Source organism: Anaeromyxobacter sp. K, from assembly GCF_000020805.1.
In the GTDB taxonomy this organism is placed as follows: domain Bacteria; phylum Myxococcota; class Myxococcia; order Myxococcales; family Anaeromyxobacteraceae; genus Anaeromyxobacter; species Anaeromyxobacter dehalogenans.
This window is the reverse complement of sequence record NC_011145.1, coordinates 1,244,212-1,266,557: the sequence shown is the minus strand read 5'-3', so window position 1 is coordinate 1,266,557 and position 22,346 is coordinate 1,244,212. Positions and strand designations below refer to the sequence as shown.

The 22,346-nt window shown below is 74.3% G+C and carries 16 protein-coding genes; 11 read left to right on the top strand and 5 right to left on the bottom strand.

The annotated features are described in order from the left end of the window. Positions 1–5: 5 nt before the first annotated feature. Genes ANAEK_RS05590 through ANAEK_RS05575 form a run of 4 tightly spaced genes read right to left on the bottom strand, consistent with a single transcriptional unit; the run spans position 6 to position 4,149 of the window. Positions 6–1,019, bottom strand: a complete 1,014-nt coding sequence (locus tag ANAEK_RS05590) for a Gfo/Idh/MocA family protein (RefSeq protein ID WP_012525181.1) — start codon at positions 1,017–1,019, stop codon at positions 6–8. Then, the gene (locus ANAEK_RS05585; RefSeq protein WP_012525180.1) at positions 1,016–1,975 is read right to left on the bottom strand and encodes a zinc-binding dehydrogenase; all 960 of its coding nucleotides are present in this window, start codon (positions 1,973–1,975) and stop codon (positions 1,016–1,018) included. Before ANAEK_RS05585 ends, ANAEK_RS05590 begins: the two co-directional genes overlap by 4 nt. Then, positions 1,976–3,034 (bottom strand): SDR family NAD(P)-dependent oxidoreductase, encoded by a 1,059-nt coding sequence (locus ANAEK_RS05580; RefSeq protein WP_012525179.1) that lies wholly within the window; start codon positions 3,032–3,034, stop codon positions 1,976–1,978. It lies immediately after the preceding gene. Next, a complete protein-coding gene (locus ANAEK_RS05575; RefSeq protein WP_012525178.1) occupies positions 3,031–4,149 on the bottom strand; it encodes an NAD-dependent epimerase/dehydratase family protein in 1,119 nt (372 codons plus the stop codon). Before ANAEK_RS05575 ends, ANAEK_RS05580 begins: the two co-directional genes overlap by 4 nt. Before the next feature lie 238 nt (positions 4,150–4,387). Between ANAEK_RS05575 and ANAEK_RS05570 the strand changes: the two genes are divergently transcribed. The 7 genes from ANAEK_RS05570 (at position 4,388) to ANAEK_RS05540 (ending at position 14,586) form a co-directional block, all read left to right on the top strand. Beyond that, positions 4,388–5,515 carry a glycosyltransferase gene (locus ANAEK_RS05570; RefSeq protein WP_012525177.1) on the top strand — a complete coding sequence of 376 codons (1,128 nt, stop codon included), beginning with the start codon at positions 4,388–4,390 and terminating at the stop codon, positions 5,513–5,515. Next, positions 5,512–6,660, top strand: coding sequence for a glycosyltransferase (locus tag ANAEK_RS05565; RefSeq protein ID WP_012525176.1), 1,149 nt, complete (start codon positions 5,512–5,514; stop codon positions 6,658–6,660). Before ANAEK_RS05570 ends, ANAEK_RS05565 begins: the two co-directional genes overlap by 4 nt. 17 nt (positions 6,661–6,677) lie before the next feature. Continuing rightward, positions 6,678–7,991, top strand: coding sequence for a UDP-glucose/GDP-mannose dehydrogenase family protein (locus ANAEK_RS05560; RefSeq protein WP_012525175.1), 1,314 nt, complete (start codon positions 6,678–6,680; stop codon positions 7,989–7,991). An 87-nt stretch (positions 7,992–8,078) separates the two neighbouring features. Next, positions 8,079–10,217: a glycogen debranching protein GlgX gene (gene glgX / locus ANAEK_RS05555; RefSeq protein WP_012525174.1), complete on the top strand. Its 2,139-nt coding sequence runs from the start codon at positions 8,079–8,081 to the stop codon at positions 10,215–10,217. 62 nt (positions 10,218–10,279) lie between these two features. Then, positions 10,280–11,719, top strand: coding sequence for a sigma-54 dependent transcriptional regulator (locus ANAEK_RS05550; RefSeq protein ID WP_041454031.1), 1,440 nt, complete (start codon positions 10,280–10,282; stop codon positions 11,717–11,719). Positions 11,720–11,776: 57 nt separating this feature from the next. Continuing rightward, positions 11,777–13,225: an IS1182-like element ISAnsp6 family transposase gene (locus ANAEK_RS05545; protein ID WP_012525172.1), complete on the top strand. Its 1,449-nt coding sequence runs from the start codon at positions 11,777–11,779 to the stop codon at positions 13,223–13,225. A 77-nt stretch (positions 13,226–13,302) separates the two neighbouring features. Beyond that, positions 13,303–14,586, top strand: a complete 1,284-nt coding sequence (locus tag ANAEK_RS05540; protein WP_012525171.1) for an IS1182-like element ISAnsp1 family transposase — start codon at positions 13,303–13,305, stop codon at positions 14,584–14,586. Positions 14,587–14,935: 349 nt separating this feature from the next. On the opposite strand, the gene ANAEK_RS05535 is transcribed toward ANAEK_RS05540, so the two are convergent. Further along, on the bottom strand, positions 14,936–15,385 hold the full coding sequence (locus ANAEK_RS05535; protein ID WP_232288377.1) for a hypothetical protein: 450 nt from the start codon (positions 15,383–15,385) through the stop codon (positions 14,936–14,938). Positions 15,386–15,478: 93 nt separating this feature from the next. On the opposite strand from ANAEK_RS05535, the gene glnE reads away from it, so the two are divergent. From glnE to ANAEK_RS05515, 4 genes are all read left to right on the top strand, one after another. Continuing rightward, entirely contained in the window at positions 15,479–18,523 is a 3,045-nt protein-coding gene (gene glnE, locus ANAEK_RS05530) for a bifunctional [glutamate--ammonia ligase]-adenylyl-L-tyrosine phosphorylase/[glutamate--ammonia-ligase] adenylyltransferase (RefSeq protein WP_012525169.1), read from the top strand. A 90-nt stretch (positions 18,524–18,613) separates the two neighbouring features. Beyond that, complete coding sequence (locus tag ANAEK_RS05525) at positions 18,614–20,044, top strand: patatin-like phospholipase family protein (protein WP_232288376.1); 1,431 nt, start codon at positions 18,614–18,616, stop codon at positions 20,042–20,044. Positions 20,045–20,155: 111 nt separating this feature from the next. Then, positions 20,156–21,070 (top strand): branched-chain amino acid transaminase, encoded by a 915-nt coding sequence (locus ANAEK_RS05520; RefSeq protein WP_012525167.1) that lies wholly within the window; start codon positions 20,156–20,158, stop codon positions 21,068–21,070. A gap of 318 nt (positions 21,071–21,388) precedes the next feature. Then, a complete protein-coding gene (locus ANAEK_RS05515) occupies positions 21,389–22,153 on the top strand; it encodes a Fic family protein (RefSeq protein ID WP_012525166.1) in 765 nt (254 codons plus the stop codon). Positions 22,154–22,346 lie beyond the last annotated feature (193 nt).

Here is a 22,346-nt window from a genome sequence, read left to right as displayed (position 1 = left end):
GTGGGTCACGCCTCGTAGATCCGGTCCAGGGTGGCCTGGACGTCGAGGATCGACTCGACCGCCGGGTCGTAGCGCCCGCCGGCGGCGAGCGCGCGCGCCCAGGCCACCGCGGCCCGGCCGCCCCACGCGTCGGGCGGGCCGGCCAGCAGCTCGCGCCGCGTGCCGTGGAAGCGCTCCACCAGGAAATCGTAGAAGGACCCGTGGACGTTGCGGAGCGCCGCGCCGCCCCTGGTGCCGTAGAACGCGGCCTCGATGGCGCAGTCCTGGCCGGCCGAGAGGCGCCAGGAGCAGGAGAGCTGGACCGCGGTGCCGTTCCCCAGCTCGAGCTGCGCGGCGGCGTAGTCCTCCACCAGCCCGCTCTCGCGCCCGCGCAGCCGCTTCCCGCCCGAGCGCAGCGTCGCGCTCACCGTGTCCACCCCCGGCCCGCCCAGCGTCCACAGCGCCAGGTCCACCAGGTGGATGCCGAGGTCCACCAGGCAGCCCCCGCCGGAGAGGCGCGCGTCGTAGAACCAGGGCTTGTCCGGCCCGTACGCGTTGTGGAATGAGAGGTGCGCCGCGTACACCTCGCCGAGCGCCCCCTCCGCCACCAGCGCGCGCACCTGGTCCATGCCCGCGACGTGGCGGTAGGAGAGATCGACGCCGAGCAGCCGGTCGGCGGCGCGCGCCGCCTCCACCACCCGCCGCGCCTCCGGGGCGGTGCGCGCGAGCGGCTTCTGGCAGAACACCGCCACCCCGCGGCGGAGCGCCCGGACCGCCTGCTCCGCGTGCAGCGCCGAGGGCGTGGCGATCACCACGCCGTCCACGCCCAGGTCGAGCAGCGCGTCGAGGTCGGGGACCACCAGGCAGCCGTCCAGCGCGGAGGCGGCCTCCCGGGCCGCGGCGGCGCTCGGATCGGCGAGCGCGGCGGCGGTGGCCGCGCCGGACTCGAGGATGGCGCGCAGGCGGTGCCGGCCGATCCAGCCGACGCCGAGGAAGCCGAGCCGCGGGCGCGCCGGGCTGGCCGAGGGGTACGCGATCATGGGGTGACGAGGGCCTTCACGAAGCCGTCGGGCCGCTCCTCCATCGCCTGGAATGCGTCGGCGAGCCGGTCGAGCGGGAAGCTCCGGTAGAGCGGCCCGGGATCGAGCCGCCCCTCCGCCACCAGCCGCGCCGCCGCGAGGACCCCCTCCCGCTGCACCGCGGGATCGCGCTCGTGGGCGTTCACGACGTCGATCCCGCGCCAGTTCCACGACTGCATGTCCACGGTGCGGGGGCCGTCCTGGTGGTAGCCGGCGATGGCGAGCCGCCCGCCCTCGGCCACCAGCCGCGAGGCGAGGTCCAGCGCCTCCTGCGAGCCGATCGCCTCGACCACCACCCGGCACAGCCGCCCGCCGGTGAGATCCCGGACGCGCGCCTCGGCGGCGCCCGGATCGCCGGTCGGGATGGCCTCGTCCGCGCCGAGCCGCCGCGCCAGCGCGAGCGAGGTCTCGCGGCGCGAGAGCGCCAGGACCCGCGCGCCGGCCAGCGCGGCGAGCCGGAGCACCATCAGCCCGAGGAAGCCCGCCCCCACCACCGCCACCGTGTCGCCCTGCCCGATCGCGGCGCGGCGGAAGACGTTCACCGCGCAGCCGAGCGCCTCGCCCGGGAACGGCCCGGTGAGCGCCTCCGGGATGGGCAGGACCCGGTCCCCGGCGGCGAGGTCGTACTGCGCGAACGCGGCCCCGGAGAGCAGCGCCACCCGCTGCCCCTCCACCAGCCCGTCCACGCCCGCGCCCAGCCGCTCCACCACGCCCCACCCCTCGTGCCCCGGCACGCCCGGCGCGAACGGATAGGTGAACCAGGCCCGCCCCTGCCACGGCGCCAGGTTGGAGCCGCACACGCCGCAGCCGTGCAGGCGCACCAGCACCTCGCCCGGCCCGGGCCGGGGCCGCTCCACCTCGGCGAGCTCGATCCGCCGCGGGCCCGCCAGCACCGCGGCGCGCATGTGCGCGGCCATCTAGGTCGCCGCCTCCTCGAGCGTGGCCGGGCGCTGCGGCCGCGCCGCCGCCGCCAGCCACGCGTGCAGCCGCCCCACGCCCTCCTGCACGCCGGTGCGCGGCGCCCACCCGGCCAGCGCCGCGAAGGCGGAAGGGTCGGACACGTACCAGCGCTGGTCGGCGAGGCGCCACGGCTCGAGCGTCACCCGTGGGCGCACGCCCTCCAGCGCCTCGACGAGCTCGAGCAGCTCGATCAGGCTCACGGTGTTGTCCGGCCCGCCGCCGAGGTTGAAGGCGCGCCCGGCCACCTCGCGCGGGCGCTCGCGCGCCGCCAGGAACGCGTCGAGCAGGTCCTCCACGAACAGGATGTCGCGCACCTGCTTGCCGTCGCCGTAGAGCGTGATGGGGCGCCGGGCCATGGCCTGGATGAGGAAGTGCGCCACCCAGCCCTGGTCCTCGGTGCCGAACTGGTGCGGGCCGTAGATGCAGCTCATCCGGAACACGGTGGCGGGCACGCCGTAGGTGCGCGCCCAGTCGAGGACGTACTGCTCGGCGGCGCCCTTGGAGCAGCCGTACGGTGAGTGGAAGGCGAGGTTGCGCGCCTCGGAGATCCCGCGGTGCAGCCCCGGATCGACCGGAGCGTACCGCCGGCCGGCGTCCTCGAGGAGGACGTCCTCGAGCGCGCCGTAGACCTTGTTGGTGGACGTGAAGAGCACGAACGGCGGCGGGTCCTGGCGACGCACCGCCTCCAGCACGTTGAGCGTGCCGCGGGCGTTCACCTCGAAGTCCTGGACCGGGTCCACCAGCGAGGTGGTCACCGCCACCTGGGCCGCCAGGTGGAACACCGCCGAGGCGCCCTCGACGGCGCGCGCCACCGCGCCCGGGTCGCGCACGTCGCCGGTGATCACCTCGAGCCGATCGCCGTGCGTGGCGCGCAGCCAGGCCAGGTTCCGCTCCACGCCCGGCCGCGCCAGGCTGTCGAGGAGCCGCACCCGCGTCCCCGACGAGAGCAGCCGGTGCGCGAGGTTCGCGCCGATGAACCCCGCCCCGCCCACCACCAGCACGCGCTCGGCGATCACAGCGACAGCCCCCGCGCGGCCAGCTCCGCGCTCGCCTCTCCCACCCGGTCGTGCGCGATCTGGCCCTCCAGCCAGCCCGCCAGCTCCGCCAGCCCGTCGTCGAACGCCACCGCCGGCGCGTAGCCGAGCACGGCCCGCGCCCGCGAGATGTCGGCGAAGCAGTGGCGGATGTCGCCCACGCGGTAGCGCTGCGTCACCTCGGGCCGGAGCTCCTCGCGGCCGACCGCCACGGCCAGCCGCTCGGCGACCTCGAGCACCGTGAAGCTCCGGCCGCTGCCGACGTTCAGCACCTGCCCGGCCGCGCCCGGCACCGTCAGCGCCAGGCGGCAGGCCTCGGCGACGTCGCGCACCGACACGAAGTCGCGGCGCTGCAGGCCGTCCTCGTTGACGAGCGGCGGCCGGCCGTTGAGGTAGCGCGCCGCGAAGATGGCGAGGACGCCGGTGTAGGGGTTGGAGAGCGCCTGGCGCGTGCCGTACACGTTGAAGAAGCGCAGCGCCACCGTGGCGATGCCGTACGCCTCGCCGACGAGCAGGCTCATCCGCTCCTGGTCGTACTTCGAGAGCGCGTAGACCGACGCGAGCGCCGGCGCCTTCGTCTCGGGCGTCGCGACCGGCTCGAGCGGCGCGCCGTCCTCCCCGGCAGGCTCCCAGCGGCGCGCGAGGAGCTGCGCGCGGGTCCGCTCCGCGGTGACGGACCGGCCGTGCGCGTCGCGGTACAGCCCCTCGCCGTACAGGCTCATCGACGACGCCACCACCAGCCGCTCCACCGGGCGCTCGATGAGCGCCTGGAGCAGGGTGGCCGTCCCGAGATCGTTCACGCCGACGTAGCGCTCCACCTCGTACATGCTCTGGCCGACCCCGACGGCCGCGGCGAGGTGCACCACCGCGTCCACCCCCCGCAGCGCGCGCCGCACCGCCTCGGCATCGCGCACGTCGCCGACCTGGAGCTCCACCTCCCGGGCGAGATAGGCGGGGCGCGCCGCGCCCGGGCCGTGCACCTGGGGTGAGAGGACGTCCAGCGCGCGCACCGCGTGGCCGTGCGCGAGCAGGTGGTCGGCGAGGTGCGACCCGATGAAGCCGGCACCGCCGGTGATGAGGATCCTCCGTCCGTTCATGCGTTCGCCGTCCCTGGGCCCGCCCCCCGCTCCGTCCCCCGGGCGTGAAGGGCGGCCCTCCTCGCGAAACGTGCGGACAGGTGCGTGGCCGGGCAACGTGCACGCCTCGCGGGGGAACGCTCCTCGGGCGTGCGGCGCAGCGCCGAGCGACGCCGGGCCGCTCGGCGCCGACTGCGGGCGGGGGATCGGCAACCTACATTTCGTCGAGCGGATGGCCCGGAGGCCGCCCGTCACACCCATGCCTGAACGGCTTCGGATCGCCTTCTTCGCCTCGAGCCTGGTCTCCGCCTACTGGAACGGGGCGGCCACCTACTACCGCGGCCTGGCGCGTGCGCTCCACGCGCGGGGCCACGCGCTCACCTTCTACGAGCCCGACGCGTTCGAGCGGCAGCGGCACCGCGACATCCCGGATCCACCGTACGCGCGCTCGGTGGTCTGGGATCCGGGCGATCCCTCCGCGCTGGAGCGATGCCTGGAGGAGGCCGCCGACGCCGACCTGGTGGTGAAGGCGAGCGGCGTGGGCGTCCACGACGCCCTGCTGGAGGCATGCGTGGCGGGGCTGCGGCGGCCGGGGAACCGGGTCGCGTTCTGGGACGTGGACGCGCCCGCCACCCTGGCACGGCTGGCCGCCGACCCCGACGACCCGTTCCACGCGCTGGTGCCCCGGTACGACCTCTTATTCACCTACGGTGGAGGCGACCCGGTGGTCCGCGCCTACGCGGCCCGCGGGGCGCGGCGCTGCGTGCCGGTCTACAACGCGCTCGATCCGTCCACCCATCACCCCGCCCCGCCCGACCGGCGCTTCGAGGCCGACCTGGCGCTCCTCGCGAACCGGCTCCCGGATCGCGAGGCGCGGGTGGAGGAGTTCTTCCTGCGCCCCGCCGCGGCGCTGCCGGATCGCCGCTTCCTGCTCGGCGGGGCGGGCTGGGAGGACCGGGCGGTGCCGCCGAACGTGCGGCGCGCCGGCCACGTCGGCACCGCCGACCACAACGCCTGGAACTCCACCGCGCGGGCGGTGCTGAACGTCTCGCGAGACAGCATGGCCGCGACCGGCTTCTCCCCCGCCACGCGCGTGTTCGAGGCGGCCGGCGCGGGCGCCTGCATCGTCACCGACGCGTGGGAGGGGATCGAGCGGTTCCTCGCGCCCGGCGAGGAGATCCTGGTCGCCCGCGACGGCGCCGAGGTGGCCGCGCTGGTCGCCGGGCTGGACGCGGCGCGCGCCCGCCGCGTCGGCGCCGCCGCCCGCCGCAGGGTGCTCGCCGAGCACACCTACGCGCGCCGCGCCGAGGTGGTGGAGGCGGCGCTCGGGATCCGCGGCGCCCGGCCCGCCCCGGAGCCGGCGCTCGCCCAGGGGTGGGCCGAATGACGGCCGGCGCGCTCGACGTGGTGTTCCTGGGGCTCTCCATCACGTCGTCGTGGGGCAACGGGCACGCCACCACCTACCGCGCGCTGTGCCGCGCCCTCGCCGCCGCGGGGCACCGGGTCACCTTCCTCGAGCGCGACGTGCCCTGGTACGCGGCGAACCGCGATCTCGCCGCGCCGTCGTTCTGCCGCCTCGAGCTGTACCGGTCGGTGGCCGAGCTGCGCGAGCGCCTGGGGGAGACCCTCCGCCGCGCCGACCTCGCGGTGGTCGGCTCCTACGTGCCGGAGGGCGTGGAGGTCGGGGGCCTGGTGCAGGAGCTCGCGCGCGGCGTCACCGCGTTCTACGACATCGACACGCCGGTCACGGTGGCGCGCCTCTCCCGCGGCGAGTGCGAGTACCTCACCGCGGCGCTCGTGCCCGGCTTCGACCTGTACCTGTCCTTCACCGGCGGTCCCATGCTCGCGCGCATCGAGCGCGAGCTGGGCGCGCCCGCCGCGCGGGCGCTCTACTGCAGCGCCGACCCGGAGGTGCACCGCCCCGCCGCCGGGCCGGGGGCCGCGCCGACCTGGGACCTCGGCTACGTCGGCACCTACGGCGCCGACCGCCAGCCCGCGCTGGAGCGGCTGCTGATCGAGCCGGCGCGGCGCCGCCCGGACCGGCGCTTCGTGGTGGCGGGCCCGCAGTACCCGCCCGGCATCGCCTGGCCCGCCAACGTCACGCGCGTCGAGCACCTCGCGCCCGGCGAGCACGCCGCGTTCTACGCCGCGCAGCGCTTCACGCTGAACGTCACCCGCGCCGACATGGTCCGCGCCGGCTGGTCGCCGTCGGTGCGGCTGTTCGAGGCGGCGGCGTGCGCCACGCCCATCGTGTCCGACCCGTGGCCCGGCCTCGAGACCGTGTTCGCGCCGGGGCGGGAGATCCTGCTGGCGCGCTCCACCGGCGAGGCGCTCGCGATCCTGGAGCGGCTCCCGGAGGACGAGCGCCGGGCGCTGGGCGCGCGGGCGCGGCGGCGCGTCCTGGCCGAGCACACCGCGGCGCACCGCGCGGAGGCGCTCGCCGCCCACGTGCGCGAGGCGCGGGAGCGCGCCGCGCGGCGCCGGGCGCCGGCGCGCCGGCGGGCGCGGGTGGCGCAGGAGGATCCGGGCTAGCGGAACGAGGGGGATGGATGCGGATCGCGGTGGTGGGCGCGGGGTACGTGGGGCTGGTCACCGGGACGTGCCTCGCCGAGTCCGGCAACGACGTCAGCTGCGTGGACACCGACGCCGGGAAGATCGAGCGGCTCCAGCGCGGCGAGGTCCCGATCTACGAGCCGGGGCTGGAGGAGCTCGTCCGGCGCAACCAGCGCGAGGGGCGGCTCCGCTTCGGCACCGACCTCGCGCAGGCGGTGGGCCGCGCCAAGGTGGTGTTCCTGGCGGTGGGCACGCCGGAGGGCGAGGACGGCGACGCCGAGCTGCGCCACGTCATCGAGGCCGCCGAGGAGGTGGCGCGGGCGGTGAAGCACTACACCGTGGTCGCGACCAAGAGCACGGTGCCGGTCGGGACCGCCGGGCGCATCCAGGAGATCATGGGCCGTCGCGCCCGGTTCGAGGTGGACGTGGTCTCGAACCCCGAGTTCCTGAAGGAGGGGGCGGCGCTGGAGGACTTCCAGCGGCCCGACCGCGTGGTGGTGGGCGCCGGCAGCGACCGGGCCCGGCGGATCATGCGCGAGCTGTACGCCCCGTTCGTGCGGACCGAGCGGCCCATCCTGTTCATGGAGCCGCGCTCGGCCGAGATGGTGAAGTACGCGGCGAACGCGATGCTCGCGACCCGCATCTCGTTCATGAACGACATCGCGCTGCTCTGCGAGAAGGTGGGCGCCGACGCCGAGCAGGTCCGGCGCGGCGTGGGCGCGGACACGCGCATCGGCTACCCGTTCCTGTTCCCGGGGATCGGCTACGGCGGCTCCTGCTTCCCGAAGGACGTGAAGGCGCTGCTCGCCACCGGCCGGCGGCACGGGGTGGACCTCGACCTGCTGCGTGCCGTGGAGAAGACCAACGAGCGCCAGAAGCGCCACCTGCTGTCGCGCGCGGTGCGGCACTTCGGCGATCTCGCCGGCAGGGTGTTCGGCGTGTGGGGGCTCGCGTTCAAGCCGCGCACCGACGACATGCGCGAGGCGCCCTCGGTCGAGGTCATCGAGGGGCTGCTGGGCAAGGGCGCGCGGGTGCAGGCGTACGATCCGGTGGCGATGGAGCGCGCCCGGCGGCGCTTCGGCGAGCGGGTGACGTTCGCGCCCGGGCCGTACGAGGCGCTGGAGGGGGCCGACGCGCTGTTCGTGGTCACCGAGTGGAGCGAGTTCCGCAACCCGGACTTCGAGCGCATGAAGGCGCTGCTCCGCGCGCCGGTGGTGTTCGACGGGCGCAACGTGTTCGACCCGGAGGAGATGCGCGAACAGGGGTTCAGCTACTTCTGCGTCGGCAGGACGGCGGCCGGCGCGCGCTGACGCCCCACCCCACCCGGACCCTCCGCCGTCGTGGCGGGCCCGCCGGCGGGGCCCCATCTTCCGGTGGAGGCCGCGACGGAGGCGCCCATGGACGGCGATCGCATCTGGCCTGGCCGACCCTACCCGCCGGGCGCGGTGTTCGACGGCGAGGGCACCAACTTCGCGGTGTACGCGCGCCACGCGGACGCGGTGGAGCTGTGCCTGTTCGATCCGGCCGACCCCGCGGTCGAGCGGCGGCGACTCCGGCTCGGCGCCCGCACCGGCCACGTCTGGCACGCCTACCTGCCCGGCGTCGGGCCGGGGACGCCGTACGGCTACCGGGCGCACGGTCCGTACGAGCCGGAGGCGGGGCACCGCTACAACCCGGCCAAGCTGCTGGTGGACCCGTACGCGCGCGAGCTGAGCGGCCAGGCCGACCTGCGCGGCGCGGTGTTCGGCTACCGCCGCGGCGCGCCGGACGAGGACCTCACCCCCGACCCGGAGGACTCCGCGCCGTGGGTGCCCCGCGCGCTGGTGGTCGGCAACCACTACGACTGGGAGGGCGACCGGCCTCCGCGCACCCCGCTGCACCGCTCGGTCCTCTACGAGCTGCACGTGCGCGGCTTCACCATGCGTCACCCGGAGGTCCCGCCGGAGCTGCGCGGCACGTACGCCGGGCTGGCCTCGCCGCCCGCGCTCGAGCACCTGACGCGCCTGGGCGTCACCGCCGTCGAACTGCTGCCGGTGCACGCGTTCGTGGACGACGCGTTCCTGCTCCAGCGCGGGCTGCGCAACTACTGGGGCTACTCCACGCTCGCCTACCTCGCCCCCGAGCCGCGCTACGCCGCGCGCCGCGGCCCCGGCGAGCAGGTGAACGAGTTCCGCGGGATGGTGAAGGCGCTGCACCGCGCCGGCGTCGAGGTCATCCTCGACGTGGTCTTCAACCACACCTGCGAGGGCAACCACCTCGGCCCGACGCTCTCGCTGAAGGGGCTCGACAACCGGACGTACTACCGGCTCGCGGGCGAGTCGCCGCGCTACTACGCCGACTACACCGGCACCGGCAACTCGCTCGACCTCACCCAGCCCCAGACGCTGGCGCTGGTGATGGACTCCCTGCGCTGCTGGGTCAACGAGATGCACGTGGACGGCTTCCGCTTCGACCTCGCCGTCACGCTGGCGCGCGACCCGGAGACGTTCGACGAGGCCTCGCGGTTCCTGGCGGCGGTGCACCAGGACCCGGTGCTGCGGCAGGTGAAGCTCATCGCCGAGCCGTGGGACGTCGGGCCGGACGGCTACAAGGTCGGCGCGTTCCCGGTGATCTGGTCGGAGTGGAACGGGAAGTACCGCGACGTGGTGCGGCGGTTCTGGAAGGGCGACGAGGACCAGCAGGCGGAGATGGGCTACCGGCTCACCGGCTCGGCCGACCTGTACGAGCCCGCCGGCCGCAAGATCTACGCCAGCGTGAACTTCGTCACGGCGCACGACGGGTTCACGCTCCGCGATCTCGTCTCGTACGACCAGAAGCACAACGAGGCGAACGGCGAGGAGAACCGCGACGGGACCGACGAGAACTTCTCGTGGAACTGCGGCGCGGAGGGAGAGACCGACGACCCGGCGGTGCTGGCGCTGCGCGAGCGGCAGCAGCGCAACCTCATGGCGACGCTGCTCGTGTCGCAGGGCGTCCCGATGATCGCCGCGGGCGACGAGATGGGGAAGACGCAGCGCGGGAACAACAACGCGTACTGCCACGACGACGAGCTGTCCTGGCTGGACTGGGACCTCGACGAGCGGCGCCGCGCCCTGCTCGCGTTCACCCGGCGCATGATCCGGCTGCGCCTCTCGCAGCCGGTGCTGCAGCGGCGCAGCTTCTTCCGCGGCGCGCAGCTCTGGGACTCGTCGGTGAAGGACCTGGCCTGGTTCCGCCCCGACGGCGCCGAGATGACGCAGGCGGACTGGGACGAGCCGTTCGCGCGGTCCGTCGCGTTCCTGCTGGGCGGCGACGCCATCGCCAGCCCCGACGAGCACGGGGAGCGCATCGTGGGGGACACGCTGCTCGTGCTGCTCAACGCGCACCACGAGCCGGTCCGCTACGTGCTCCCGGCGGTGGAGTGGGGCCGGCGCTGGCTGGTGCTGGAGGACACCGCCGCCGAGCCGGAGCGCCGCCACGGGCCGGTGGAGGCCCGGGGGGCGGTCGAGGTGGAGGCGCGCTCGCTCGTGATCCTGGCCCGGCCCGCCGAGGTGTGACGGCGTCCCCGCCGCGCGCGGCGCGGGCGTCCCGGGCCGAGGTCGCCTATGATCGCGCCCGCATGGACCCGACCAAGGCGAGCATCCTGGTGGTGGACGACGAGCGGAACATCCGGCGCACGCTGCGGATGGTGCTCGAGGCCGAGGGCTACGCGGTGCTGGAGGCCGAGAGCGCCGAGCAGGGGCTGGAGGTGCTCCAGTCCGAGCCGGTGGACCTGGGCGTCTTCGACATCCGCCTCCCCGGCATGGACGGCCTGACCCTGCTCTCGCGCGCCCGCGAGCTGTGGCGCGACCTGCCGGTCATCATGATCTCCGGCCACGCCGACACGAGCGACGTGGTGGACGCGGTGAAGCGCGGGGCCACCGACTTCTTCTCCAAGCCGGTGGACCGCGACCGCGTCCTCGTCTCGGTGCGCAACGCGCTCTCGCGCCGGGACCTCGAGGGCAAGGTCCAGGCGCTCTCCGCGCGCGAGCGCCGCTTCTCCGACGACATGCTGGGCGAGAGCCCCGCCATGCGGAAGCTGCGGGAGGACATCGGCAAGGTTGCGCCCACCAGCGGCCGCGTGCTCGTCCTGGGCGAGTCCGGCACCGGCAAGGAGCTGGTCGCGGCCGAGGTGCACCGTCAGTCGAGGCGCGCCGACGGGCCGTTCGTGAAGGTGAACTGCGCGGCCATCCCCTCCGAGCTCATCGAGTCGGAGCTGTTCGGGCACGAGAAGGGCAGCTTCTCCGGCGCCGCGGCGCGCCGGCGCGGCCAGTTCGAGGTGGCGCACGGCGGCACGCTGTTCCTCGACGAGATCGGCGACATGGGGCTGTCCGCCCAGGCCAAGGTGCTCCGCGCGCTCCAGACCGGCGAGGTGGTGCGGGTCGGCAGCGAGAAGGCGTTCACCGTGGACGTCCGGATCATCGCCGCGACGAACAAGGACCTGGAGGAGGAGGTGCGGAACGGCACGTTCCGCGAGGACCTGTTCTTCCGCCTGAACGTCGTGCCGCTCACGGTGCCGCCGCTCCGCGACCGGCTCGACGACGTGCCGGTGCTCGCCGAGCGCTTCTTCCAGCTCGCCACCCGCGAGAACGGCCTGCGCCCGAAGCCGGTGGACCCCGCCGTCTATGACCGGCTGAGGCAGCACCGCTGGCCCGGCAACGTCCGCGAGCTCCGCAACGTGTGCGAGCGGATGGTGATCATGAGCGGCGAGCGCATCACCGCCGCCGACGTCCCGGAGACGGTCGGCCCGCGCGCCGCGCCGCCCCCGCCCCCCGGCTCGGCCGACCTGTCCCGCTACGGCGAGGTGCCGCTGAAGGAGCTCCGCGACCTGGTCGAGCGCGACTACATCCTGTCGCGGCTCGAGGAGCACGACTGGAACATCACCCAGGCCGCGCAGGCGCTCGGCGTCGAGCGCACCAACCTCCACAAGAAGATCAAGCAGCACGGGCTCTCCCGCGCCGGCCGCGCGCCGCCGAGGGAGGAGGCGGACGAGGGCGGCGACGCCGACGCGGAGGGCTGACACGGTTGCCCAAAACAGGAGTTGAGGTCAGAGGCGCGGGATGATCTTCTGCGCGCGATGACGCTCACGCCCCCGCCGACCGAGCCCGCCCAAGTTCGCCGCAGGCAGCGCCGAGATCCCGATCCGCACTTCAAGCCGGACACGAGCCACCAGCTCGACGCGATCCTGGGCTGCCCGGCGGAGAGCGTCCCGAAGGATCATCTCGCCTGGGCGGTGCTCGAGATCGTCGAGCAGCTCGACACATCGGCGGTCGAGGCCGGCTACTCGTCGCTCGGCCGTCACGGTTATCACCCGAAGAGCACGCTCGCCGTCTGGGTGTACGCGAGCCTCATCGGACTTCATCACTCGACCAAGGTGGCCCGCGCGCTGGGGACGGACGCGGCGATGCGGCTCGTCGCACGTGGCGGGAAGCACTCGGGCGCGACGCTGCGCCGGTTCCGGCAGCGCAATGCCGTGCTGTTCGCCGCCGCCATCGACGCCACGGTGCGCCTCGCGCACGAGCGCGGGCTGCTCGACGCGAAGGACCTCGCCATCGACAGCGTCCGAATCCGGGCGCACGCCTCGACGAAGGCGGTGAGGACGCGCGAGCGCTCCACGCGGCGGCTCCGCGAACTCGAGGGGATCGATCCGCGAGACCTGCCGAAGGGCAGCCGGATGGAGCACGCGGCAAAGCTCAAGAAGCATCGCGAGGCGCTGGCGCTGTGCGACGAGCGCGACGTCACGAACGTGGTGCTGACGAGCCCCGCGGCCGCACTGATGAAGTTCCCGTCGGGCGCGGGTCTGCCGGGTCATCGCGTCACCGTCACCGCGAGCGGGCAGAGGACCCGCTTCGTGATCTCCGTGCTGGTGGACGCGGCGACGAACGACTACGGCAAGCTCGAGGGAGCGGTGAACCAAGCGCGAGAGGCCCTCCTGCGGGCGGGTGTGCCGGAGGAATCGAAGCTCCAGTTCGCCGCGGACGCAGGTTACTGGAGCGAGCCGGATCTTTCGTTCGCACTGCGTTCCCGCGAGTGGGCCGACATCCTCGTCGCCGAACCCGGCAAGGAGAACGGGCATGACGACAGGACGGCTCCGTACTTTGGGCGGCGCGCCTTCGAGATCGACGGCGAAACCGCCGTCTGCCCGGCAGGCACGCGTATGCGCGGCCCCTATCAGGACTCGGCGGTCGGCCGGCTGAAGTGGATCGGCGTCGGCTGCGCGGAGTGCCCGCAGAAGCCGCAGTGCACGCCCGGACGTGAGCGCGCCCTCACCGTGAGTCCGGCTGCGGAGGCGATGCGGGACCGGCTACAGGGCAAGGGGGCACGCGAGCGCTACAACCGGCGCATCGCGACCGTTGAGCCGGTGTTCTCCGCCATCGAAGACACGATGGGGTTCCGTCGCGTCAGCTCGCGGCTCCCCGAGACGGTCCGGGCGGAGATCCTGCTCAAGATCCTCGCCCACAACGTCGGTCGCCTCGTCACGGCGAAGCGGGTTCGCTGTGTCTACGTGCTCGTCGAGGAATTCTGATCAACCCTGTGAGAGAGCGTGAAGAAATCGGCCGGCGCCCATGGACCTAGGACGGCCGGCCGTGATCTTCTCGGGGCGTGAGCGAGCACGACGCGCCGCGGGTGGTGAGGCCGGTCCGGAACCAGCTGTCGTTGCAGCCGACCGACCTTGAGGCATTGGTCGCGGACGAGCATCCGGTTCGCGCCATCTGGGGGCTCGTTGAGCGGCTAGATCTCTCGGCGTTCTACGACGAGATCGCGTCGAGGGGCAGCAACGCGGGGCGACCGGCGACCGACCCGGCGGTGCTGCTGGCGCTGTGGCTGTTCGCGAACTCCGAGGGCGTGGGGAGCGCCCGGCTGCTGGAGCGGCTTTGCGAGCGGGATGCGCCGTACCGCTGGATCTGCGGCGGAGTGCCGGTGAACCACCACACGCTCGCCGACTTCCGCGTGATTCACGGCAAGAAGCTCGACCGGCTCATGACGCAGGTGCTCGCCGCGCTGATGAAGGAAGGCGTAGTGCAGCTGAAGCGCGTGGCGCAGGACGGAATGAAGGTCCGCGCGAGCGCCGGGGCGGCGAGCTTCCGGCGTCGGCAATCGCTCGAGCGGTGCCGCAACGAGGCCGAGGAGCAGGTCCGCAAGCTCCGCCGCGAGATCAGCGAAGATCCGTCCGCATCGACGAAGCGAGTGACAGCCGCGAAGGAGCGCGCGGCGAAGGCGCGGCTCGACGCCATCGACGCTGCGCTTGCGGAGATTGGTGAGGTCGAGGAGGAGCGTGCCGAGCGCGACGAGAAGAAGCCGTCAGACGCGAGACGCCGCGGTGAGATCCGCGTGAGCACGACGGACGCCGAGAGCCGCGTGATGAAGATGGCCGACGGCGGCTTTCGCCCCGCGTACAACGTGCAGCTCGCGACGGACGAGAGCGGCTTCATCGTCGGCGCGGACGTGACGAACAACGGCACCGACCAGCCACACGTCGTGCCGATGCTCGACGAGATCCAGCGCCGCACCGGCGAGGCGCCACGCGAGTACCTGGTCGACGGCGGCTTCGTGACCCTCGACAACATCGAGGCGATCGCGGAGCGCGGCGCGACCGCCTACGCGCCGCTGCCGAAGTCGAAGAGCAAGGACGTCGACCCTCACGCTCCGAAGCGGAACGACCCGCCCGCGGTCGGTGCGTGGCGCATACGGATGGGCACCGAGGATGCGAAGCGCGTCTACATCCAGCGCGGCGTGCTCGCTGAGCGGACGAACGCGGATCTCCGGGCGCACCGAGGTCTCGACCGGCTGAACGTCCGTGGGCTCGTGAAGGTGAAAACCGTGGTGCTGCTGGCCGCCATCAGCTTCAACGTGATGCGGCTCATCGCGAGCGGGCTCTCGGCCTGACCGGCGTCTCCGGGCGCCCACTTCGGGCGCCCGAACCAGGGTCCTGACCGGGCAGCATCGGACTTCGGCCGGCCGAACCGCCGCCGCTGCCCCCCCGGACTCGGGCGCGTCTCGACTCCGCGGCGCCTCCGGCGCCGCCACGCTCGACGCGAACGGATTACTTCACGGTCCCTGAGAGCACGTGAACCCATCCCCTCCCGTCGCCGCGGCGGCCGATCCGCGTCGCATCGCGTCGTTGCTCCTCCCTCACATGCCGACGGGCATGCTCGGTCGTCGCGCCTCGCGCTGCTCGCGTCTCGACCGCCTGGCTCGGTCCAGGGATTGATTCACGCGCTCTGAGGGCCGCGGGCTATGGGAGCCGATCCGCCGGCCTCCCCGCCCGCTTCTCGGCGAGGCAGCGCTGCAGCGCCGCGTCCCCGGTCCAGCCGCAGGCGCCGTCCGCCTGGCGCTCGCAGCGGGCCGCGACGTAGCAGGCGAACTCCGGCTTCATGATGCACGGCGAGACCAGGTCCTCGGCCGCGCACAGCTCGCCGGCGCAGCCGGTCCGCCGGCACGCGCCGGCCGGCGCCGGGGCGTGCGCCTGCGGAGGCGGCGCCGGGGTGGCGGCGCCTCCCGCCTCGCCGGCCCCGGACCGGATCGCCGATCCCGCCGGCGCGCCCGGGTCGCCCGGCCCCGCCCCGGCGGCCGGCCCGCCCGCGGCCGGCGGCGGCGGCGCGGGCGGCTGCGGCGCCGGTGAGCCGTCGGTGCAGCAGGCGGCGAGGAACGCCACGGGGATGGCCGCGAGCACGAGGGAGCGCATCCGCGGAAGGTAGCGCGGCGCGGGCGCGCCCGGCCAGCGCGGCGTGCGCATCCGGCGGGGTGCGCCCCGGCGCGGCGCTATGATGGCCGGCCGATGCCCACCTCGCACGCGATCCCCGGCCTGCCGCCCCTCGAGCCCCGCGCCCCGGAGTCGCAGGAGCGGCTCGCCCGCCTGGAGCGGAAGTTCCCCGGCCGGATCGCCGCGGTGCGCGAGGCGTGCGCCTGCGCGCCGGATCCGGACCTGGCGCTCGCCGGCATCGAGCGGTACGTGGACGGCGCGGGCGCGCTGCCCGCCGAGCCGGACCTGCTGGAGGCGCTCGCGCTGCTCTGCGGCGGCTCGCGGCTGGTCGCCGCCCTGCTCGCCCGCGACCCGCGCCTGCTCCGCCGCGCCGCCCGCTCGCCGCACCTGCTCCGCCCGCGCACCGAGGCCGACCTGCGCCGCGTGCTCTCCCGGACCGCGCGCCGCCTCGATCCCGGGGACGTGGACGGCTTCCACCGGCTGCTCCGGCGGGTGCGCGCGCGCGAGGTGGTGCGCATCGCGCTCCGCGACCTGCGCCGGGCGCGCGTGAAGGAGATCACGGCCGAGCTGTCGGCGCTCGCCTGCGCCTGCGTGGACGCCGCCATCCGCTTCCACGACCGGCGCCTGCGCGCCCGCCACGGCGCGCCGGCCGGGCTGGCCGGGCGCGAGTTCGGCGCGGGCTTCTGCGCGGTCGCCATGGGCAAGCTCGGGGCGCGCGAGCTCAACTTCTCCTCCGACATCGACCTCATCTACGTGTACGGGCAGGACGGCCAGACCGACGGGCCGAAGCCGCTCACGCACTTCGCCTACTACGCGAAGCTCGCCGAGCACGTCACCGAGGCCATCGCGAAGCCCACCGAGGACGGGTTCGTGTTCCGGGTGGACCTGAACCTCCGGCCGGACGGCCGGAGCGGGCCCATCGTGAACAGCATCCCGGCCGCCGAGTACTACTACCAGGCGTTCGGGCGCTCCTGGGAGCGCAACGCGCTCGTGAAGGCCCGGCCCGGCGCCGGCGATCTCGCGGTCGGCGACGAGCTGCTCCGGCACCTCGAGCCGTTCGTGTGGCGGCGCAGCCTGGACCTCGACGTGGTGGCGGAGATCCAGGCGATGAAGGCGCGCATCGACGCCCGCGCCGGCGCCGAGGGCAAGGACGACCTGAAGCTGGGCCGCGGCGGGATCCGCGAGGTGGAGTTCTTCGTCTCGGCGCTGCAGCTCCTGCACGGCGGGCGCGACGAGGGCCGGCCGCTCCGCGAGCGCGCGGTGCTGCCGGCGCTGGAGCGGCTCCTGTTCGCCGGCGTGGTCCCGGCCAGGGACCGCGACGAGCTCGCCGACGCGTACCTGTTCCTGCGCCGCGCCGAGCACCGCGTCCAGATGGTGGACGGCGCCCAGACCCAGCGCCTGCCCCCGCCCGGCGAGCGGACCGGCCTGGCCCGCGCCATGGGCTACGCGTCCGAGCAGGCGTTCGAGGCGGTGCTCTCGGACCACCGCGAGCGCGTGGCCCGCCACTTCGCCGGCCTGCTCGGCACCGGCGCCGGCACCGCCCCGCTCGATCCCGAGCTGGCGCTGCTCGCCGACGCCGACGTGCCGGCCGACCGCCGCGCCGCCATCGCGACGCGCCGCGGCCTCGCCGACCCGGACCGCGCCATCGCCGCCATCGACTCGATGGCCCGCCGGCGCACGCCGTTCTCGCAGCTCGGCGATCCCGCCGCGGCGGTGTCGCTCCTCGCGGACGCGCTCGGCACGCCCGATCCCGACCAGGCGCTCTCGCACCTCGCCGACTTCGCCGCCGCGCTGCGCAACCCCGACCCGTACTTCAAGATGCTGGCCGAGCACCGCCGCATCGCGCGGCTGCTGCTCTCGCTGTTCGGCACCTCCGACTTCCTGTCCAAGCGCTTCCTGCGCCACCCCGAGCTCATCGACCTGCTGCTCCGGGAGGACCAGGTGGTGCTGGAGAAGCCGCTCGACGAGCTCCGCGCCGGGGTGCGCGAGCGCCTCGCGGCGGTGGACCGGTCGCTCCCGCTCGACGACCTGCTGGAGCACGAGCTGGGCGAGCTGCGCCGCTTCAAGGACGAGGAGGTGCTGCGGATCGCCATCCACGACATCGCCGGCACCGTGGACCTGCCCAGCGTCGCGAGCCAGCTCTCGGATCTCGCCGAGTCGTGCCTGGAGGCGTGCCTCGCGCTGGCCGAGGACGAGGCGCGCGCCAAGGGCGTGCTGCCGCCGGGCCGGCTCTGCGTCATCGGCATGGGGAAGCTGGGCGGGCGCGAGCTCGGCTACCACTCCGACCTCGACCTCATCTTCCTCTACCCGGGCGGCGCCGAGCCGGGCTTCGAGCGCTACGCCCGGCTCGCGCAGCGGTTCATGTCCTTCCTGCAGATGCCGCTGCGCGAGGGGCGCCTGTACCAGATCGACACGCGCCTGCGCCCCTCCGGCAACCAGGGCGCGCTGGTGATCGGCGCCGAGGGGTTCGTGCGCTACCACACCGGCGAGGCGCTCCCGGGCGGCGCCGCGCGCGACGGCGCGGCCGGCGCGGTGCGCAGCCAGCTCTGGGAGCGCCAGGCGCTGCTCCGCGCGCGCTTCGTGGCCGGCGACCGCGCGCTGTTCGACGACGTGAACGCGCGCGCCATCGTGCCGGCGGTCTACGGCCGGCGCGAGGACCCCGCCGCGCTCGCCGCCGAGATCCGGCGCATGCGGGAGCGGATGGAGTCGGAGCTGTCGCGCGAGGCCTCGCACGGGAAGAACCCGAAGACCGGGCGCGGCGGCCTGGTGGACGTGGAGTTCGCGGCGCAGTTCCTCCAGCTCGCGCACGGCCACGACCACCCCTCCATCCGGACCCCCTCGACCCCGGTGGCGCTGCGCGCGCTGCGCGCCGCCGGCCTGCTGCGCGAGGCGGAGCACGAGGCGCTCGCGCGCGGGTACGAGTTCCTGCGCCACGTCGAGCTGCGCCTGCGCATCGTCCACGACTTCACCATCGACCACCTGCCCGCGAGCGGGCCGCCGCTGCACCAGCTCGCGCGGCGGCTCGGCTACTACGGCGCGGAGCCGGGCACGCGGTTCCTGGCGGAGTACGCGCGCGTGACCGCGGCGGTGCGCCAGGCGTTCGACGACGTCGTGCGCTGACGCCGGGCCCGCGCCGCCGCCCGCCGGCCGGGTGCGCCGAGGTGGGGTACGGGCGCGTCGGGGGCGCGGCGTAGAATGCGCCCGCCCCCGATGCGCCCCGTCCCGCCCGAAGACCCGCTCGACCTCCATCACGAGGCCATCCGCCCGTTCGAGGAGGCCGAGGCCGCGCTGGTCCGCTCGGTGGTGAGCACGCCCGCGTGGCTGTCCGAGCGCGACGAGGCGGCGCTCCGCTACGCGCTCAACCTGGCGCGGATCGGCCGGGTCCGCGCGCCCGACGGCGGCGAGGTGGACCTCGAGCCCGCGCTCGCCCCGTTCCGCGAGGACGTGCGCCCGCTCGTCTCGGCCCTGCTCGCGACCGGTGGGCCGGATCGCGCCGCCGCGACCGGGATGGTGCCGAACCTGTCGCTGCGCGCCCGCGCGTTCCGGGCGCGGGCCGTGGCGGCGGCGGAGGGGCGCCTCGCGCCCGGCGCGCTCGACCGCGAGGTGTGCGAGAAGGCGCTGGTGCTGGTGTGCGGCGGCGGCGGCGGCGTGGCCTGGTCGTACCTGGGCGCGTTCGCGCTCCTGGAGCAGTACGGCCTCGTGCCGCGGCTGCTGGCCGGCACGAGCATGGGCTCGGTGCTGCTCCTGTTCCGGGCGCGCCGCGCGCGCTGGAACCCGGACGACGTGGACGAGGCGCTGAGCGGGCTCTCCTTCCGCACGCTGTTCCGCTTCCTCCAGACCGGGAACCGCTACGGCCTCCCCGCGGCGCTGCGCCTGTACCTGCGCGCCGCCATCGGCGAGTTCCTGAAGGGCCCCGACGGCCACCCGCTCACGCTCGGGCAGCTCGCGGTGCCGCTGGTGGTGGCGGTCACCGGGATCCGCAACGGCGCCCTGCCGCGCGACCCGGGCTACTACGAGCACCTGCTCGACCTGGACGCCCGCGCGCCGCGGCCGAGCGCGCTCACCCGCATGTTCTCCGACGTGCTCCAGGCGGTGGGCGAGCTCATCGTGCAGCGCGACCGGTTCGCCCGCATCTACCTGGGCGCCGACGCCGAGACGCACGCGTTCGACGCGATCGACGCGGTGGGCTTCTCCTCCGCCCTGCCCGGCGTCATCCACTACGACGTGCTGCGCGACGACGAGCGCATGCACCGCCTGCTCGGCGCCCTGCTCGAGAAGCACGACGTGTTCCGGCTGGTGGACGGCGGCCTGGTGGACAACCTCCCGGCGCGGGCGGCGTGGTCCACGGTGCAGCGCGGCGCGATCGGCACGCGGAACGCGTTCGTGCTCGCGCTGGAGGGCTTCGCGCCCAAGCTCTCGCAGCCGCTCTGGTTCGGGCTGGAGCAGCTCGCCGCGCAGAACGTGACCCGCAACCGGCCGTTCGCCCACCACCACCGCTCGTTCCAGAAGGTGCTCTCGCCGGTCGAGATCGTGCCGTCGAGGGAGGAGCTGCGGGACGCCATCCACGCCGGGAAGGCCGAGCTGCACCCCGACATGCCGTTCGTCGCGCGGATGGTGCGGCCGTTCGCGCCGCTCGCCTGACCGCGCGCCGCGCTCCACCGGCGGTGCGCCCCCGCGCATCGTGCGATTGAATCCCGCGGCGCGTTGGGGCATCTTCGTCGACCCACTCCCACCAACCTCGGAAGGGCCACGATGATCAAGGCGGACAGGATCTGGCTCGACGGCAAGCTCGTCGCCTTCGAGGACGCGAAGGTCCACGTCCTCACCCACGCGCTCCACTACGGCATCGGCGTGTTCGAGGGCATCCGCGCCTACGAGCAGGCCGCCGGGGGCTCGGCGGTGTTCCGCCTGCGCGAGCACATCCAGCGCCTGTTCGACTCGGCACGCATCATGCTCATGGACATCCCGTTCGCGCCCGGCGACGTCGAGCGCGCCTGCGTCGACGTGCTGAAGGCGAACGGCCTGAAGGCCGGCTACATCCGCCCGCTCGCGTTCTTCGGCACCGGCTCCATGGGCGTGGGCGCGCCGAACCCGGTGCAGGTGCTGGTCGCGGCCTGGCCCTGGGGCGCCTACCTCTCCGAGGAGGGCATGGCGAAGGGCATCCGCGCCAAGGTCTCGTCCATCGCCCGGCTCCACATCGGCGGCCAGATGGTGCGCGCCAAGGTGTCCGGCCAGTACGTGAACTCGTTCCTCGCCACCCGGGAGGCGGCGCTCGCCGGCTACGACGAGGCGATCCTGCTCGACGCCGACGGCTACGTGGCCGAGGGCTCGGGCGAGAACGTGTTCATCGTGAAGAACGGCGTGCTGCAGACGCCGCCGCTCTCCTCCCCGGTGCTGGACGGCATCACCCGGAACGCGGTGCTCCGCCTCGCCGGCGACCTGGGCATCCCGGTGAAGGAGGAGAAGTTCACCCGCGACACCGCCTACCTCGCCGACGAGCTGTTCCTCACCGGCACCGCCGCCGAGGTCACCCCGGTCCGCGAGCTCGACAACCGGCGCATCGGCAAGGGCGAGCCCGGGCCGGTGACGAAGCGGATCTCCGAGGCGTTCTTCAAGGCGGTCGGCGGCGAGGATCCGAAGCACCGGGAGTGGCTCACGCCCTACTAGGGGCCCGCGCGCCCGCGCCGAGCCCCATCAGGGCTCCCGCGGGCGAGCCACCATACATCCTCCCGACACGAGGGCCGTTTTCCGGGTGTTTGCCCCCCGAGGACGGCCCTCGCGCGCGCCGGCGACGGAACAAACCTGCCCCCCGGCCGGTTCCATCCGCCGAAGGGCAATTCCGTTGACCTTTCGCGAACGATTCGGCTAGATTCCCCGGACTTTCCGTGGGGCCCACCAAGGAAATCGCCTGAGATGCCGAAGGGTTCGACCGGCTCCGCGCCTCGATACCCGGGCCGATCCCCCTCGCGCAGAGGAGCACCCAAGATGCGGACCCGATACGTCGACATCGACGATCGCATGGAGGATCTCGCGGACCGTCTCCGCGGTGATCCCGAGATCGTCCAGGACTTCCTCGCGCGGTACGAGCTGTCGTGGCTCTACCACGAGAACGCGCTCGAGGGCGTCGTGTACTCGAGCCAGGAGCTCGCCACCGCGCTCGCCAACGCGCCGCTCGCCGACGTCACGTTCGTGAGCGCGCTCCAGGAGATCCGCAACCACAAGGTGGCGCTCGACCTGGTCCGCGAGGAGGCGGCGGCGAAGAAGCCGAAGCTCAACCTCACCACGGTGAAGAAGCTGTACGAGACGCTCGGCCACGGCATCGAGGGCCGGAGCGTCGCCGAGTACCGCAAGGACATGCCGCTCCACCGCGCGTACTTCCACGACATCGCGCAGCCGGCGAAGATCCAGCCCGCGCTCCAGAAGCTGCTCGAGACCACCGAGGGCGCCGACTTCCGCAACGCGCACCCCATCCAGCAGGCGTGCAAGCTGCACCACGGCTTCATGCAGGTGTTCCCGTTCACCGAGAACTCCGGCCGCGTGGCGCGCCTGCTCGCGAACCTCGTCCTGCTGCACGCCGGGTACAAGCTGCCGGTCATCGTCCACGCGACCGACCGCCAGCGGTACTACGAGTCGCTCCGGCTGCCCGAGACCATCCTGCGCGACCTGACCATGGAGGCGCTCGACAACGGGCTGTCGCAGGCCGAGAAGTACTTCGCCGAGGCGCCGCGGGCCCGGAAGGCCGCCCGCTAGGCGACCTCGCACCGCACCGTGCGCACCCCAAACGGGTGCGCACATGGGCGGCTCCTGTGCGCCGGCCGCCGGCGCGCGGGGAGCCCCGAGCGCGCCGCCCGCGCGCAAGCTGCCGACAGGACTGGATTTTGGGGCTGTCCCCGCCCGCGGCCGACCGAGCATGGCGGGGCGGGGGCCGGCTATTGTATAGCTA

Coding starts and splice junctions, on each gene's coding strand:
- ANAEK_RS05515 (WP_012525166.1), top strand. CDS start 21,389: ATGCGGACCCGATACGTCGACATCGACGATCGCATGGAGGATCTCGCG.
- glgX (WP_012525174.1), top strand. CDS start 8,079: ATGGACGGCGATCGCATCTGGCCTGGCCGACCCTACCCGCCGGGCGCG.
- ANAEK_RS05520 (WP_012525167.1), top strand. CDS start 20,156: ATGATCAAGGCGGACAGGATCTGGCTCGACGGCAAGCTCGTCGCCTTC.
- ANAEK_RS05570 (WP_012525177.1), top strand. CDS start 4,388: ATGCCTGAACGGCTTCGGATCGCCTTCTTCGCCTCGAGCCTGGTCTCC.
- ANAEK_RS05590 (WP_012525181.1), bottom strand. CDS start 1,019: ATGATCGCGTACCCCTCGGCCAGCCCGGCGCGCCCGCGGCTCGGCTTC.
- glnE (WP_012525169.1), top strand. CDS start 15,479: ATGCCCACCTCGCACGCGATCCCCGGCCTGCCGCCCCTCGAGCCCCGC.
- ANAEK_RS05525 (WP_232288376.1), top strand. CDS start 18,614: ATGCGCCCCGTCCCGCCCGAAGACCCGCTCGACCTCCATCACGAGGCC.
- ANAEK_RS05585 (WP_012525180.1), bottom strand. CDS start 1,975: ATGGCCGCGCACATGCGCGCCGCGGTGCTGGCGGGCCCGCGGCGGATC.
- ANAEK_RS05575 (WP_012525178.1), bottom strand. CDS start 4,149: ATGAACGGACGGAGGATCCTCATCACCGGCGGTGCCGGCTTCATCGGG.
- ANAEK_RS05535 (WP_232288377.1), bottom strand. CDS start 15,385: ATGCGCTCCCTCGTGCTCGCGGCCATCCCCGTGGCGTTCCTCGCCGCC.
- ANAEK_RS05560 (WP_012525175.1), top strand. CDS start 6,678: ATGCGGATCGCGGTGGTGGGCGCGGGGTACGTGGGGCTGGTCACCGGG.
- ANAEK_RS05565 (WP_012525176.1), top strand. CDS start 5,512: ATGACGGCCGGCGCGCTCGACGTGGTGTTCCTGGGGCTCTCCATCACG.
- ANAEK_RS05545 (WP_012525172.1), top strand. CDS start 11,777: ATGACGCTCACGCCCCCGCCGACCGAGCCCGCCCAAGTTCGCCGCAGG.
- ANAEK_RS05550 (WP_041454031.1), top strand. CDS start 10,280: ATGGACCCGACCAAGGCGAGCATCCTGGTGGTGGACGACGAGCGGAAC.